The following is a 14,888-nucleotide window of genomic DNA, read 5'->3' as shown; positions in this document are numbered from 1 at the left end:
CCGAGAGCACCGAGTGTTGCTGTCCGAGCACTATCCCCAGCCGGCAACCGCCGACGCTCAAAACCTTTACAACTCAGTCGATCATGACACGTCCACGGGCTCGCTGTCGATGCGTTGCGCGCATTGCCGGATACCGATTTCGCACCCGTGTCGCGCGTTTGCTGGTTGCGGTGGTCTCGCTCAGGCTTGCACTGCGCCGGGAGTGCCGTCTTCGACGACGAAACTCGCGCGCGTGCTGATCGGTGCGCCCGGACGGCTGACGTACGGGACGACGCGGAAGTCGTTGCGCCACTGGCGATGATCCAGGTCTACGCGCACGTAGCCGCGCTGCCGGTTGTAGAACTTCATGTCCGGATTGGCGGCCAACAGGCTGCGGCCCGCGTCGGTGATGTCGGCGCCGTCGCTGCCGGTACTGATCGAGGTACCGGTGAATTCGGTTGCCACCACGGGTGATTCAGGGTCGGCGTAGTCGCGGCGAAGGTCGGCGACGTAGTTCTCGTGGCGGTCGCCGGTGATCACCACCAGGTTGTCCACCGCGTGATCGGTGGCTGCGCCGAGCACGGTGTTGCGGTCGGCGATGTAGCCGTCCCACGCGTCGGTGCCCAGCAGCAGGCCGGGGCCGGGGTCGTAGTCGGATTGCGCCATCGCGACCTGGTTGCCCAGGATCTGCCAGCGGGCCTGCGAGGTAGCGAAGCCGTTCACCAGCCAATCGCGTTGGGCCGCACCGAGAATGGTGCGGTCGGTGGCGAAGCGGTCGGCGCAACCGATGACCGCGGAGCCGTCGCCGCAGGCCTGGGGTGTGCGGTACTGCCTGGTGTCGAGCATGGTGAATTCGGCCAGGTCGCCGAAGCTGTACCGGCGGTGCAGGTGCATCGAGGGGCCCGCGGGGAGTTGGGCCAAGCGCATCGGCTGGTGCTCGTACATGGCTTGAAAAGCCGCGGCTTTGCGTCGGCGATATAGGGGTGGCAGGCGGTACACGTCCACGCCCAAGCCGGGGCGTTCACCGGCCCAGTTGTTGTCGAGTTCGTGATCGTCAAGGGTGACCAGCCAGGGGAACGCGGCGTGCGCATTCTGCAGTGGCACTTCGGCTTTGGCTTGGGCGTAGCGCAACCGGTAACCGGACAGGTCAACGGCTTCGTCGGCGAGTTGTGGTGGCATGTGCGCACCACGACGGGCCAGGACCCAGGAGGATTCGTAGATGTAGTCGCCCAGATGCACGACCAGGTCGAGGTCTTCGGCGCGCAGGTGTTCGTAGGCGGTGTAGTAGCCCGAACTCCACGATTGGCACGACGCGAACGCGAACCGCAGCCGCTGCGTCGGACTGTTCGGCAGCGGCGCGGTGCGGGTGCGACCCACCGGTGAGATCGCCGACCCGGCGCGAAATCGGTAGTGGTACCAGCGATCTGGTGCCAGACCGAAGACTTCGGGATGCACACTGTGCCCGAGCGCGCGGGTGGCCACCGCCGACCCACGGGCCACGACCTTCGTGAACAGTTCGTCATCGGCGACCTCGTAATCCACGGTCACCGGGTCGACCGTCATCCCGCCGTACCCATCCGGCGCGAGCGGATCAGGAGCCAGACGCGTCCACAACACGACCCCGTCGGACGTCGGTTCACCGGAGGCCACCCCGAGCGAGAACGGTTCGCCGAGCCGTCGCGGCGCGGCGAACCGCGCGCTGCTCGCCGCGCCCACCCCCACCAGCGCCGCGACCGAACCGGTACGCAGAAGTTGGCGACGCGACAGCATCGTCAGATCCTATTCGCCACGAAAGGGAACCGCGCAGATGCGACGATTCCCTTTCGCGAACTCGGAGTCGGCGAACCGCCCGCACTGTCAGCCCAGCTTTACGCCTGCTCGGTGCGCGCGGCGAGTCCCGACGCGACGTCGATGAGCAGAAACGCCAGCAGACTCAACCCGATCAGGGGGATGAACCAGCCGATCGCGACGGCTGCGGCGATCATCGGGACGGTGATCCACCGGGACGTGCGCCGTAGGGCACCGCGCCGTGGTGGGACGGGCAGCGCGGTTCTGCGGGTGGGGCGGCGCTGCCACCACATGCGGTAGCCGAGCACGATCACGGTGATCAGGCCCGTCATGATCGCGAGCAGCAGAAGCTGGTTGAGCAGACCGAACAACAGGCCCATGTGGAAGGCGATGCCCCAGTTGGTGAGTTTGGCCGGCAGGGGCCACTCGGCGAACGGCAGCTTGTCGGTGACCGTGCCGGTGGTGCCGTCGATCGCGATGGCGTCGATCGTGTAGGTGCCCGGAAGTCTGAGTTCCTTGACGGTGAAAGCCTTTTCGGGTGTTGCGGGGACGGTGATCTCGGCGCCCTGGGTGACTCCGTTGGCGCGGGCTGCTTCGTACACGCGGTCCAGTTGTGCGATGCGGGCTGCCGGATCGGCAGGGGCAGCAGCGGTGTGACCTGCGCTGTGATGATCACCGCCCGCCGGCTGGGCGGGCCCGGTCAGTGCGACGCTGACCGCGGGCGTGGTCCAGCTCATTTCCTCGCGCAGCTTCGTGACGTTCTCGCCGGCGTAGGTCGACCAGGTCATGCCGGTGGCCGACAGCATCAGCACCACCGGCAGGATCCAGAGGCCGATTGTGCCGTGCCAGTTCATCTTTCGACGCCTCGGTGCCGACAGGTCCGGCGTGAGCAGCCAGCGGGCGGAATTGCGTGCCCGCCGTGTGCGCACGCGATGCACCCACAGCACCAGGCCGAACAGTGCGATCACCCACAGCCACGACGCGGCCAATTCGCTGTAGAGCCTGCCGAATTCGCCCAGATGCAGGCTGCGATGGAACTCGCTGAGCCATGTGCGCAGGGGTAGCGAACCGCCGCTGCCGTAGACGACGGACTCGCCGACCGGTTGGGCGGTGTGCGGGTCGATGAATACCGAAATTCGTTCGGAATCACCGAGAGCGGGGTCGTTGAACAGCACGCGAGTGGTGTCACCGTCGCTGGGGGCGGGGGCGACGGCCACCAGGGTCAGGTCGGGCCGGGCCGCGACGGCCGAGCCGACCTGGGTCGACAGCGGTTGCGCGGGGCCGGTGGTGTCGACCTGGAGCAGGTCACGCGAGATGAAACCTTCGATCGTCGGCGCGATCGCGTACAGGGCGCCGGTGAGCGCGGCGATCAGGATGAACGGGGCCACGAAGATCCCCGCGTAGAAGTGCAGGCGCAGGGCCAGTGGATAGAGGCGAAAGCCGCGGCGTCGACCGGCGACCGGCGGCGCGATCTCTCTCGCGGGCGGACGAGTGTCTGTGATGCTCATGATGATTCGTTTCTGGAGTATCGGAACCCGGCGAGCACGGACGTGACACAGCCAGTCGCGTCAACACAGTGACCAGCGCAGCCTCGCGAGAGCAGTCGACAACTCGTCGCGATGCGCGCAGACAGCGCACAGGCGTAAGTCCGTGCGCCGGGTGAGGGAGGTTCAGAAAACGATTGCGAGCGGGGGAGCGCGGGTGCGCAGGGACGGCGTAGCGAAGATTCGCAGGATGACGCGGTCACGGTGGACCAGGCGCAAGGGGGCCGGGTCAGGGATGCGGGGACTGCGGTAGCGCAGGGGCAGGATTCGGGCGAGGACGGCGCTGCCGATGCGGTACGCGGCTTCGGTGCCGACGATCACGACCGCTGCCAGCAGCGCGGCGACGCAGTGGCCGGTGAGCATCCCGAGTCCGAGCGAGTCGTCGGCACCGTGGCCGTGGCCGGACCATTTCATCGTGGTGTGGCCGATCACCTGACCACCCAGCAGCACCGCCGCCAACCCGACCGCACCGTCACGCAACGGCCCGACCCCGGCAACCAGCGCGCCGACCACCGCCGACACCGCCGCCAACAACACGATCGTCGTGCTCCCCGGCAACGCACCCCCGCCGGCCAACCCGTGCGCCGCCAACGACAACGCCCCCGACATCGAGCCCGCGCAGGCACCACGCAGCCGCGCGCTGACCGCACGCGACGGCGCGCACGCCCGCTCGAACCCGATGATCACGCGCCGATACTAGACGACCGACATCGACCGCCCAGGTCAGACCGCCGATCGGGCTCAGTCCGCCTCGACCGTCATGTCGATCATCGGCTTGCGCAGCAGCTTGCCCGTGGCGTTGCGGGGCAGCTCGTCGACGAAGATCACCTCGCGCGGCACCTTGTAGCGGGCCAGGTTCTCGCGGACATAGTCCTTGATCTCTTTGGCGTCGCGCTTGGATTCCGGGCCGGGCACCACGATCGCGCGCAGGCGTTTGCCGAAGTCGCGGTCGTCGACGCCGACCACCGCCGCTTCGAACACGTCGGCGCGCCCGGCGATCAGGTTCTCCACTTCCAGCGGGAAGACGTTCTCGCCGCCCGACACGATCATGTCGTCGTCGCGGCCGTCGATGTACAGCAGGCCGTCGGCATCGAAATGGCCGACGTCGCCGCTGGACATCATCCCGTCGACCATCTCCTTGGTCCGGCCGTCGGTGTAGCCCACGAAGGCGAAACCGTTGTCCACGAAGATCGTCCCCGGGGTGTTCGGCTCGGTGACCGGCTTGCGGTTCTCGTCGAGCAACACGACCCTGATCCCGACCGGCGGCTTGCCCGCGGTGCTCGGTGCCTTCCGCAGGTCCTGCGGGGTTGCCACGGTCATCACCGCGCATTCGGTGGAACCGTAGAGGCTGTAGAGGGAATCATCGAAGTAGTCGAGGGTGCGGGTCACCACGTCCGGGGGGATGGCCGAGCCCGAGGAGAAGATCACCTTCATCGTCGACGGGTCGTACTTCGCCAGGATCTGCTCGTCCAGATCCATGATGCGCTGCAGCATCGTCGGCACGACCACCAGCGAATCAGCTTGGTACTTCACCACATTGGCCAGTGTCTGCTCCGGATCGAACCGGCGCTGCTGGAAGATCACCCGGTTGCCCAGCGCCAGCCCGAGGGTGAACTGCGACAGGCCCGTGCCGTGGAAGATCGGCGCGGCCATGATCATGGTGCCGTTGTTGGGCAGCGGCACCCGGTCGATGAACTGCGCGGAAGCGAACGGGCTGACCTTGTCACGCGGGGCGCCCTTGGGTGTGCCGGTGGTGCCGCTGGTCAGGATGATCATGCCGCCCGGCTTGCTCGGCGGGGTGACCGGCGCGGTCGAACGGTGCGCCGACAGCGACGCCACGGTCGGGATCGACGGATCCACCTTGTCGGCTTCGTCGACCCAGGTGAGCACGCGCGGAATGTCGGCCGGGATGGCGCTCATCAGGTCGAAGAACTCGCTGTCGTGCAGCACCGCCTTGACCTTCTCGCGCGCGGCCACGTCGGCGAACTGCGGTTTGGCGAAGCCGGTGTTCATCAGCACCGCCCGCACGCCGAGCTTGCCCGCCGCGAGCAGGCTCAACACCATGCCGCGGTGGTCGCGGGCCAGCACAGCGATCACGTCGCCTTCGCTGATCCCGTTCGCGCGCAGTCCGCGAGCGAACGCGCTGGACTGGGCGTCGAGTTCGCCGAAGGTGATCTCACCCAGTTCGTCCACGATCGCGCCCGCAGTGGGCCTGCTCTGCGCGGCGTGCATGACCACACCGGCGAACGGGCCGAACTTCGACACATTGCGAAACGATCGAGCGGCATGGTCGAGGCGCAGCGGGTTGAACAGCTTGCGGTCCATCATGACCTTGACACCGAGAGCCAAATCACCAGCGCGTCGGGCAGTAGTGCCTAGAGCGGTGGTGCCTAGAGACAGAGACATCGAACAGCCTTCCGGCAGACCGATCCCACGAAAGACGCAGGGACGGACCGCGTCTTCGAGATCCAGTGCTGGTGCTAACACTAGCAAGCGGTCTGACCAGATTGTGGCCTCGGTCTCAGGCAGCACTCATCATTGTGAGACCTCATAGTCGATCAGCACCCGGCGCAGGATCTTGCCGGTGGCGTTACGGGGCAGTTCGTCGAGGAACACCACCTCGCGCGGCACCTTGAATCGGGCCAGGTTCTCCTTCACGTGCGCCTGCAGTTCGGCTGCCTCCACGCTGTGGCCTTCTTCGAGAACGACGAAGGCGCGCAAGCGTTTTCCGAATTCGGCGTCGTCGATGCCGATGACCGCCACGTCGTTGATCTCGGGCCGCTCGACCAGCAGGTTCTCCACCTCCTGCGGGTACACGTTCTCGCCGCCGCACACGACCATGTCGTCGTCGCGCCCGTCGACCATGAGCAGCCCGGTGTCGGTGAAATGCCCCATGTCGCCGCTGGACATGAAGCCGTCGATGATCTGCTTGTGTCTGCCGTCGGTGTAGCCCTCGAAGGGCGCGCCGCTGCGCACGAAGATGCGGCCCTTGGCGCCGGGCGTGGTGACCGGTTGGTCCTGCTCGTCGAACAGGCGGACCTCGCAGGTGATCGGCGAACGGCCGACCGTGCCCGGCGCTTCCGCCAGTTCGGCGGGGGTGGCAATGGTCGCGATGGCGACTTCGGTGGAGCCGTACAGGTTGTAGAGCACCGGGCCGAAGACCTCGGTAGCGCGGATGCACAGCTCCGGAGAGAGCGCGGAACCGGCGAACAGGATGACCTTCAGCGACGACAGGTCGTACTTCGCGCGTACTTCCGCGGGCAATTCGGTCATCCGGTGCAGCATGGTCGGCACGCAGACCAGCATCTCGACCTGGTGTTCCGCGATCGCGGCCAGGGTCTTCTCGGCGTCGAAACGGCGGCGCATGACGATCTTGTTGGACAGGATCGAGTTGACCAACCAGGTGCCCACGCCGGTGCTGTGGAAGATCGGCGACACGATCATCGTGGTGCCCTGCTTGGGGAACGGCACCCGGTCGACGAACTGGGCGGTGGCCATCGGCGTGACCCTGGTGCGCGGTGCGCCCTTGGGCAGGCCGGTGGTGCCGCTGGTGAGAATGATGAAGCCGCCGGGCTTTTTCGGCGTGGGCAGGTCCTCGGTGGCATTGTTCGCGATGAGATCGTCGAAAGTTGTTGAGCCCGGAGGAAGTTCGGTGCCTTCGTCGACCCAGGTGAGGTAGCGCGGCAGGTCGGCGGGCAGGGCGTCGAGCAGGCCGAGGAACTCGCTGTCGTGCAGGACCGCGACCACCTTCTCGCGCTCGCACACCTCGGCGAACTGCGGTTTGGCGAAGCCGGTGTTCATCAACGCGATCCGCGCACCCAACTTGCCCGCCGCGACCATCGACATGATCAGGCCGCGATGATCGCGCGCCAGCACCGCGATCACGGTGCCCTCGCCGATGCCCGCCTCGCGCAGGCCGCGCGCGATCGCGGTGGACTGCTGGTCGAGTTCGCGGTAGGTCAGCTCGCCGCGCTCGTCGGCCAGGGCCACCTGATCGGGGAACACGCGCGCCGAATGGCGGACCAGTGCGGCCTGCGGGCCGTAGACCCGGGATTCCTTGATCGTGCGCAGGGTCTCGAGCGGCTTCTTCGGATCGGAGACGCCGCGCGCACGCAGCACCCCGATCGCTTTCACGCTTTCGACCAGGTGGGACACGTTCACTGGACTACCTCCGCAGCATCGCTCTAGATGATCACGGTAGCAGTCGATGTGCCCTGCATCACAGTATTCCAGTCGGGCAATCAGGACATTTCTGTTGTCAGCGCTGCGCGGCGGCCAACACGGCCAGCAACGGCACGAGCCGACCCTCCGGCACCTCGAAACGGCCAAGGCCCGCGGTCTGCAACCAGCCGACCGCGGCCAGTTGACGCAGGTGCTGGTAGATCTCGGGTGAAGTGCCCAATTCCGCGATGGCGGCCAGGTCGGCGGCGGTGCGACGACCGTAGACGATCTCCTGCAGCAGTCGCAGCCGCACCGGATCAGCAAGGGCAGCAAGACAATTGGCGGCCTCGATCGTCCACACGTCGCCGACGATCGCATCGGTGGGGTACTGGGCCTGCCAGTCGAACCGCTCGCCGGTGGGCAACTGCAGCGCTCCGGCCAGCAGCACACCGCCGGTGCGTTGCCCGGCGTCGGCGAACTCCTGCCGCAACCGCGCCACGGCCCACGGCAGCTGCGCCACTTCGGGATTCGCGCTTTCGAGGGCGGCTACGCGCCGTTCCAATTCTTCGAGTCGGTCGACCAGATCCACGCCGTCAACCTACTGCGTCGGTCGATGATTCGGGCCCGCACCGCCGCAGGTGGGTCACACCCGCGGCGGTGAACGAGGTCAGCCCGCGTACCCGAAGACCGGGTAGTGGTCGCTGTAATCGGTGTAGGTGTGGGTCTGGCCGCCGGCGTCCACGCTCCACGCGGGGCTCTTCACCCGTCGCGTCTCGTTGACGAACCGGTTCGGCACGGCGTGACCGGCGATCGGCAGCACGTAGTCCAGGTGCTCGGAGGCGTACTCGGGGCCGTACTGGTCCGAGCACACCGAGTTGTCCGCGCAATCCCAGGAATGCCGGTGGCCGGTGTGCGTGGGGGCCGCGGCGCCCAGCTGCGAGAGCATGGCCGGGTATTCGGCGCTGGACTCGATGACGTTCATATCGCCCGCCACATACACCGGCTGACCGGCGGGAATGCGTCGACTGTCGAGGAAGCGGCGGATCTCCGCGCGCTGCTGCGCCCGCTTCTGGCCCGGCTGGCCCGCGCTGCACCCGTCGTCCTCGGACTGCATGTGGGTGCCGATCACGTGCACCGGACCGCCGGGCGAGGCCAGCTCCACGTAGACGAAGCCCTTGTTGGAGAACCAGTCACCGCCACATGCGTCGGCGTACACGTACTGGATCTTGCGGCTGATCGGCCAGCGGCTGACGATGGCCACGCCGCCGTCTTCGGGGGTGGTCGCGGAGTACGAGCCCTGGGTGGCGTCCCAGCCGCTGCGGGATCGGCCCAGTACGGGGGTCTGGTTGGGGTAGGTCTGGCGCAGGTTGGCCAGCATGCGGTCGCCCGCGGAGTTGTGGAACAGCTCCTGCAGCACCACCACGTCCTGGTCGGCGAGGACGTTCTGGGCGGCGATCAGGTCGGCGCGCTGTTCCTGTCCCCAGTTGGGGTACAGGGCGCCGGCCAGCATGAACACGTTGTACGACGCGATGCGGGTCGGGGCGGGCGCGGGAGCGGCCGCGGCGGGGACGACGGGCAGGGTGGCTGCCGCAATACACAAGGCGGACAAGACTATTCGTTTGAACATGATCTATTTTGATCACGCGTCCAGTTCGAAGGGGAGGAACGGACGAGAAGTTCATCGGGCCGCCGGTAGCCGGTCGTTCAGGTTACAGCTCGGGATCGTTTGTAACGCAGACCAAAACGGCCGCGCACCACTGTGCGCGGCCGTTAAGGTGAACTACCTGGTCACAGCGCCGAACGACGGCTGCTGAATGGTGCCGCGCTGGTACGCGAAACCATCCGGGTGCGCCTCGTCGACCGGCACGGACCAGCGGTGCCACAGGCTGCCGAAGACCGCGGCCACGATCAGCCCGCCGCCGGTGTTCAGCGGTGCGGTGCGGATGGTGGTGTCCACCGGCACGTCCATGTGCTCGGTGAGCACCGCGGTGCCGCTCTGCCCGTTGGACAGGTTCAGCCACATGACCTCGAGCTTGGCCCCGGCCTGATTGGGCGAGATGGTGCCCGGTCCGCCGAAGAAACCGAAGCGGAAACCGTCGATATCCAGGGCGATACCCGAGCCGTACACGCCCGGTCCGGCGCCGTTCTGGCCGATATCGGAGGTCGCGGGGATCTGGAACGGCTGCGCGGGCAACGCGACGTCGACCGTGCCGTTGGCCGTGAGCTGATCCAACGCGGCCAGTGCGCCCGGATTGTCCGCCACCGACGTGCGCAGCTGCGACACGGCCGAGGCCACATCCACAGTCTGTGCGGTCGGGTCCGCGACCGCGGGACCGGCGAAGGCGAGGGTGACCGCGGCCGACGTAGCGGCGACCGCGACAGTGATTCGACGCATGAAACTCAGATGATGCATAACCAGCTCTCCTCGAGTGTTCCTGGTGCAGCTTTTCTGGTAGATCGTCCGTGGTGCACGGTACCCACAACCGCTGTGGGCGCGATCACTACCCCCGGGGAAAAGCCGAGCTCAGAACCTCGCTATGGCATATGCGCGATCTGTACCTTGTAGCCGCGATACAGCTCGGGTTTGGCGGTGAGTACCGGCATGTCCAGGTGCTGGGCGGTGAACACCACCGGCGCGATCAGCGGCCAGTCGGTGTGATCGTCGACCATCGGAACCGTGGTGCCGATCCGGATCGCGGTGGGCGCGTCGAGTTCGGCCCAGCGCACGGCCACGCGATTGTCGAGCAGGCGCCCGAGTTCGTCGATGTTGTCCACCGCGCGCATCGCGGCCATCAGACTCACGGTGGGCACCACCAGGATTCGTCGCTGCTGGGTGAACTGGCGCATGATCACCTGCCCGAACAGCGGCGACATCGCCAGCGACGTGAGGGCGGTGTGATCGGCGACGCTCACAGTCGACTGTCCAGCGCGCCCATCAGCTTGCTCAGTTTGGCTTCGGCCTCGGCGATATCGGCCGCGGAATGCGTGGTGATTCTGGCGTCGAGACCGCCCAGAATCTGTTCGCGCAGATCATCATTGAAGTACGCCGGGGGTAATGCCCCGTGCCGCAACACTTCCGCCGGTACCACCGCGACCAATTCCTTGCCCTCCCGAGTCACGATCACGGGTCGCCCGCTCGCGGACACCCCGTCGAAAACACTGCCGAGCTGACCACGTAACTCGGTCAGCGGCACACTGTCGTAATCGGCCATACCCCACTGTACAGCGCTGTGTACAGCGGGGAAGCCCTGTTCAGGCGGCTTTACGGGCCGGTTCGCTGCGGTAGCGGGTCACCGGGCCGTCGATGCCGAGCAGACGCCAGGTGAGCTTGGCGACCGGGTTCATGATGCCGCTGTTGGTGGCCAGCGCGCGCACATCGCCGAAGATGTTGCGCATCATCGACGCCGATTCCGGGTTACCCCAGTACGCCTCGCGCATCACGTCGGCGGGGATGTCGAACTTCTCGACGAACTCCTTGGGCGGGGTCATGATCATGTCCAGCATCACCCGCATCGCGATCGGAAACAGCACCGACAGCGCGGATTTGGTGACGATGTTCATGCCGGGCACATTGCGGCGCAGGTACTCGTGCGCGAACGAGATGTGCCGGGCCTCCTCGGCCACATGGATCTGCATCACCCGGTGCACCATCGGATGCAGGTCCACACCGCCGCGCAACAGCGACTTCTGCAGGTGATCGATCGGCTCCTCGCCGCCCAGCACCAGGGTGAAGAACAGTTCGGGGAAGTACTTCACCGCGGGCCAGATCACCATCGTGAGCTTGCGGTCGATGGTGCCCATGCCGACCACATCGCGGTAGCCGATGCGATTGATCAGTTCCTGGAACATCATCGTGTGGTTGCACTCTTCGGCGGCCTCGTGCGTGACGTACCGGAACTCCGGGTCACCGTTGGGTACCGAGATCAGGTATTGCATCAGCCCGCGGATCAGCAACTGCTCGAAGTCCAGGCCCACCTTGACGATGCCCGCCTGGCGCCACATGCCGATGGCGATCTGCTTGTCGACCGGCTGGGCTTTGTACCAGGGGTGACGGCCCAGTGGGTCCTCGTCGGGCATGATCCAGCGCGGATCGTCTGAGTGCACGGCGAATTCCGGTGCGTCCCAGTCGATGTCGACGTAGGGGTCGAAGTGTCGGTTGACCGACCCTTCGGACAGGTTGCGCAGGATCTCGTGGTATTCGGGATCGGTGGCGGTGTTGCGTGTCTTGGACAGCATCGGCGGTGTCCTCCCATTCAGTGTGGCGCAGATCCCAGTTTATATGAGACCTAGAGTCTCACACAATGGTGCCGACGTAGACTGAGATGTCACGAGACAGTCCCGCGAGAGTGAGGAATGTTCGCCATGACCCAACCCTTGACCCCGGCCGGTGCCGTGTGGCCGCCGCTGCTCGTGGATTCCTGGACCGATACCCGCGAGACGTTGCACATGATGACGCAGATCGTCGGGAAGGTACAGATGGCGTGTACGCCGCTGGTGAACCAGTGGTGGAACGTGGCATTCGAGTTGAGTGCGCGCGGGATTCGCACGAATACGATGTCGGCCGAGGGCAGGGCCTTCGACGCCGAATTCGATTTCGTCGCAGAGGAATTGGTGTTGCGCACCAGTGACGGCCTGCGTGCCGCGGTGGCTCTGCGTCCACGTCCGATTGCGGAGTTCTATGCCGAATTCCGCAGTGCACTAGTTCACATGGAGATCTACGTCGACATTCAGGCCGCACCGAACGAAGTCGAAAACCCGATCCCCTTCGCCGAGGACACCACCCACCACGCCTACGACTCCGACGCCGTCCGCATCTTCTGGCAACAACTCGTCCAAGCCGACCGCGTCCTGAACCTGTGGCGCGCAGGTTTCGCCGGCAAGGCCAGCCCCGTCCAGATCTGGTGGGGCGGCCTCGACATGGCCTGCACCCTGTTCTCCGGCCGCGAAGCTCCACCCCACCCCGGCGGCGCCCCCCACTGCCCGAAATGGGTCAACCTCGAGGCCTACAACCGCCAATGCGCCAGCGGCGGCTTCTGGCCCGGCGGCTCCGGCGAAGGCGTCTTCTACGCCTACTGCTACCCCCAACCCGACGGCTACTCCGACCGCCCCGCAGGCCCCGACGGCGCCCACTGGGACAAATCCCTCGGCGAATTCGTCCTCCCCTACGAAGTGGTCACCCAATCCCAAGACCCCGACGCCACCGTCCTGCACTTCCTCCAATCCACCTACGAAGCCGCCGCCGACCTCGCCAACTGGGACCGCAGACTCTTCGACGTCAACCCAGCCCGCCTCGACCCCGAAATAAAGGCCGCAAACCGCAACCGAATCTGAGCGTAGACTCGATCGGTGTGGCGCACGTCACGTATTTGCTCGTGGGGGTTCGTCCCGAACGAGGAGTCGGCGATGGCGGCACGTGGGCGGCGATCTCCGGCGTATTTGTGCTGGTCGGGTGCGGAAATAACACCGACGTGCCACCGCCGTCGACATCATCAACGGTTCCCCCAACACCCAACGATTACTCGACCGTATCGAAGTCAGACCTTGGGCCATGAGGAGGCTGGGTGGCTATGGTTCCTCGACGCTGACTATGACGTCGCCAGGCTCGAAGTCCGAAATTTGAAGCTCTCGGAAGACGATGCCCACCTGTGCAGGCTGCCCTGGCTGCGCGTCGCGGCGGGTAAACCCGTCGATGGCCAGACATACGGCTGACGGGCCTTCCTGACCGTTGGCTCGGACCACCTGGAGCTGATCGCCAGCGGTTACCTCGCCGGACTCGATGTACCCAGCGGCCACGGTCCCTCGACCGGTCACGGTGAAGACCGCGTCGACGTGAAACCGGAACTGCTCGCCAACCGGCGCCTGGCTGACCATGCGACGATCATGTACCCCGGCTCGGCTATCGCGACGGCGACACTCCTGTGCCCATGACCGAGGGACGGTGTCCCTGCTGATCACCAACAGCAAGGGGGGCGACGATGAGCGGCGATCTGTTCGGCAAGATCGTGTGGAAGCCCGGGTTCGGCAAAGCTGGTCTCGAGTACGTGAGTCGGCCCACATCTGGGAGCTTCCCTCCGAGAACGGCCTGGAAGCAGCCTGAGAGACCATGAGCCGATTCGGAAGGCTTCCGAAAACAAGAAATCCGGTGCGAGTCAGAAAATCGACTCGCACCGGATTTCGTTGTCTACCAGCTCACTTCAGTTCGGAGCTGGTCTTTCCGAGGACGCGGCGGGCCACGATCAGCTGCTGGATCTGCTGGGTGCCTTCGAAGATGTCCAGGATCTTCGAGTCGCGGGCCCACTTCTCGAGCAGGGTGCGCTGGGAGTAGCCGATGGTGCCGGCCAGTTCCACTGCCTTGAGGGTGACGTCGGTGCCGGTGCGGCCTGCTTTGGCCTTGGACATCGAGGCCTCTAGGGAGTTGGGCTTCTTGTTGTCGGCCATCCAGGCGGCGCGCAGCGACAGCAGGTAGGCCGCTTCGTAGTCGGCTTCCATGCGCAGGAATTCCGCGGCGGCGGCGGACTGGTTCATCGCGGGGGTGTCGTAGGAGATCTCGACGCCGGCCTCGGTGAGGACGGTGCGCAGTTCCTCGAGCGCGGCGCGGGTGACGCCCACGGCCATGGCCGCGACGAGGGGGCGGGTGTTGTCGAAGGTCTGCATGACCCCGGCAAAACCCTTCTCCACGTTGACTTCCGGCGAACCGAGGATGTTGTCGGCGGGGATCCGGCAGTCCTGCAGCAGCAGCACCGCGGTGTCGGAGGCCTTGATGCCGAGCTTGTGCTCGAGCCGCGCCACCGACAGACCCGGAGCGTCACGCGGGACGACGAAGGACTTGATCGCGGCGCGACCCAGGCTCTTGTCGACCGACGCCCACACCACGATGTGGGTGGCGCGCTGACCGCAGGTGACGAAGATCTTCTCGCCGTTGAGAACCCACTCGTCGCCGTCGAGCACGGCGGTGGTGGTGACGGCGGCGGAGTCGGAGCCGAACGACGGCTCGGTGATGGCCATCGCGGCCCACACCTTGCCGAACCGCGCGAGCTGTTCGTCGGTGGCCACCGCGGCGATCGCGGCATTGCCCAGTCCCTGGTAGGGGATGGTCAGCATCAGGCCGACGTCGCCCCACGAGGTCTCGAGGGAGTTCAGCAGCGCGGACATGTTGCCGCCGTTGGCATTGGCGGTCAGGTCCGCGTCGGCCTCGTCGTTGCGACCACCCGCGGCGCCACCGATCTTCTGGGTGCCGGAGTCGGCCAGGCCCTCGATCATGGCGGCCATGGTGTCGAGCTCGACCGGGTACTCGTGCTCGGCGAGGTCGTACTTGCGGGAGATGGGGCGGAAGATCTGCGCGGCGACCTGGTGCGCCTGGTTGGCGCTGGCCTTCAGCTTCCTGGGGAGTTCGAGATTGATCATGGAAGGACTCCT

Annotated in this window: 14 protein-coding genes; 1 reads left to right on the top strand and 13 read right to left on the bottom strand. The window is 66.2% G+C overall.

Annotated elements, in window-relative coordinates; translation table 11 throughout:
* Window positions 1-180 precede the first annotated feature (180 nt).
* The 11 genes from ACFWU5_RS03250 to ACFWU5_RS03200 form a co-directional block, all read right to left on the bottom strand.
* Window positions 181-1,749 (bottom strand): alkaline phosphatase D family protein, encoded by a 1,569-nt coding sequence (locus ACFWU5_RS03250; RefSeq protein ID WP_379266002.1) that lies wholly within the window; start codon window positions 1,747-1,749, stop codon window positions 181-183.
* Between the two features lie 98 nt (window positions 1,750-1,847).
* On the bottom strand, window positions 1,848-3,275 hold the full coding sequence (locus ACFWU5_RS03245; RefSeq protein ID WP_379266001.1) for a PepSY-associated TM helix domain-containing protein: 1,428 nt from the start codon (window positions 3,273-3,275) through the stop codon (window positions 1,848-1,850).
* Between the two features lie 162 nt (window positions 3,276-3,437).
* Window positions 3,438-3,998, bottom strand: a complete 561-nt coding sequence (locus ACFWU5_RS03240; RefSeq protein ID WP_379266000.1) for a hypothetical protein — start codon at window positions 3,996-3,998, stop codon at window positions 3,438-3,440.
* 54 nt (window positions 3,999-4,052) lie between these two features.
* The gene (locus tag ACFWU5_RS03235) at window positions 4,053-5,717 is read right to left on the bottom strand and encodes an acyl-CoA synthetase (RefSeq protein WP_379265999.1); all 1,665 of its coding nucleotides are present in this window, start codon (window positions 5,715-5,717) and stop codon (window positions 4,053-4,055) included.
* A gap of 129 nt (window positions 5,718-5,846) precedes the next feature.
* Entirely contained in the window at window positions 5,847-7,472 is a 1,626-nt protein-coding gene (locus ACFWU5_RS03230; RefSeq protein WP_379265998.1) for an acyl-CoA synthetase, read from the bottom strand.
* 97 nt (window positions 7,473-7,569) lie between these two features.
* The gene (locus ACFWU5_RS03225; protein WP_379240324.1) at window positions 7,570-8,061 is read right to left on the bottom strand and encodes an ArsR/SmtB family transcription factor; all 492 of its coding nucleotides are present in this window, start codon (window positions 8,059-8,061) and stop codon (window positions 7,570-7,572) included.
* A 78-nt stretch (window positions 8,062-8,139) separates the two neighbouring features.
* Complete coding sequence (gene sph, locus ACFWU5_RS03220; protein WP_379240325.1) at window positions 8,140-9,072, bottom strand: sphingomyelin phosphodiesterase; 933 nt, start codon at window positions 9,070-9,072, stop codon at window positions 8,140-8,142.
* 180 nt (window positions 9,073-9,252) lie between these two features.
* A complete protein-coding gene (locus ACFWU5_RS03215) occupies window positions 9,253-9,885 on the bottom strand; it encodes a hypothetical protein (protein ID WP_379240326.1) in 633 nt (210 codons plus the stop codon).
* Between the two features lie 122 nt (window positions 9,886-10,007).
* Window positions 10,008-10,385, bottom strand: a complete 378-nt coding sequence (locus ACFWU5_RS03210; protein ID WP_379240327.1) for a hypothetical protein — start codon at window positions 10,383-10,385, stop codon at window positions 10,008-10,010.
* Window positions 10,382-10,684, bottom strand: a complete 303-nt coding sequence (locus tag ACFWU5_RS03205) for a type II toxin-antitoxin system Phd/YefM family antitoxin (RefSeq protein WP_379240328.1) — start codon at window positions 10,682-10,684, stop codon at window positions 10,382-10,384. Before ACFWU5_RS03205 ends, ACFWU5_RS03210 begins: the two co-directional genes overlap by 4 nt.
* Window positions 10,685-10,724: 40 nt before the next feature.
* On the bottom strand, window positions 10,725-11,708 hold the full coding sequence (locus ACFWU5_RS03200; protein WP_379240329.1) for a diiron oxygenase: 984 nt from the start codon (window positions 11,706-11,708) through the stop codon (window positions 10,725-10,727).
* Window positions 11,709-11,834: 126 nt separating this feature from the next.
* Between ACFWU5_RS03200 and ACFWU5_RS03195 the strand changes: the two genes are divergently transcribed.
* Window positions 11,835-12,803: a DUF5996 family protein gene (locus ACFWU5_RS03195; RefSeq protein ID WP_379265997.1), complete on the top strand. Its 969-nt coding sequence runs from the start codon at window positions 11,835-11,837 to the stop codon at window positions 12,801-12,803.
* Window positions 12,804-13,037: 234 nt separating this feature from the next.
* Here the strand turns inward: ACFWU5_RS03195 and ACFWU5_RS03190 are convergent, their stop codons facing one another.
* Together ACFWU5_RS03190 and ACFWU5_RS03185 are read right to left on the bottom strand one after the other, a co-directional pair.
* Window positions 13,038-13,343: a hypothetical protein gene (locus tag ACFWU5_RS03190; protein WP_379240331.1), complete on the bottom strand. Its 306-nt coding sequence runs from the start codon at window positions 13,341-13,343 to the stop codon at window positions 13,038-13,040.
* Between the two features lie 318 nt (window positions 13,344-13,661).
* A complete protein-coding gene (locus tag ACFWU5_RS03185; RefSeq protein ID WP_379240332.1) occupies window positions 13,662-14,876 on the bottom strand; it encodes an acyl-CoA dehydrogenase family protein in 1,215 nt (404 codons plus the stop codon).
* Between the last annotated feature and the right edge of the window lie 12 nt (window positions 14,877-14,888).

The sequence above is a fragment of the Nocardia sp. NPDC058640 genome (genome assembly GCF_042716995.1).
GTDB lineage: Bacteria > Actinomycetota > Actinomycetes > Mycobacteriales > Mycobacteriaceae > Nocardia.
The sequence above is the reverse complement of the archived record's forward strand: the minus strand, read 5'-3'. Positions and strand labels throughout refer to the sequence as shown.

Coding starts and splice junctions, on each gene's coding strand:
- ACFWU5_RS03250 (WP_379266002.1), bottom strand. CDS start 1,749: ATGCTGTCGCGTCGCCAACTTCTGCGTACCGGTTCGGTCGCGGCGCTG.
- ACFWU5_RS03245 (WP_379266001.1), bottom strand. CDS start 3,275: ATGAGCATCACAGACACTCGTCCGCCCGCGAGAGAGATCGCGCCGCCG.
- ACFWU5_RS03235 (WP_379265999.1), bottom strand. CDS start 5,717: ATGTCTCTGTCTCTAGGCACCACCGCTCTAGGCACTACTGCCCGACGC.
- ACFWU5_RS03215 (WP_379240326.1), bottom strand. CDS start 9,885: ATGCATCATCTGAGTTTCATGCGTCGAATCACTGTCGCGGTCGCCGCT.
- ACFWU5_RS03205 (WP_379240328.1), bottom strand. CDS start 10,684: ATGGCCGATTACGACAGTGTGCCGCTGACCGAGTTACGTGGTCAGCTC.
- ACFWU5_RS03200 (WP_379240329.1), bottom strand. CDS start 11,708: ATGCTGTCCAAGACACGCAACACCGCCACCGATCCCGAATACCACGAG.
- ACFWU5_RS03195 (WP_379265997.1), top strand. CDS start 11,835: ATGACCCAACCCTTGACCCCGGCCGGTGCCGTGTGGCCGCCGCTGCTC.
- ACFWU5_RS03190 (WP_379240331.1), bottom strand. CDS start 13,343: ATGGTCAGCCAGGCGCCGGTTGGCGAGCAGTTCCGGTTTCACGTCGAC.
- ACFWU5_RS03185 (WP_379240332.1), bottom strand. CDS start 14,876: ATGATCAATCTCGAACTCCCCAGGAAGCTGAAGGCCAGCGCCAACCAG.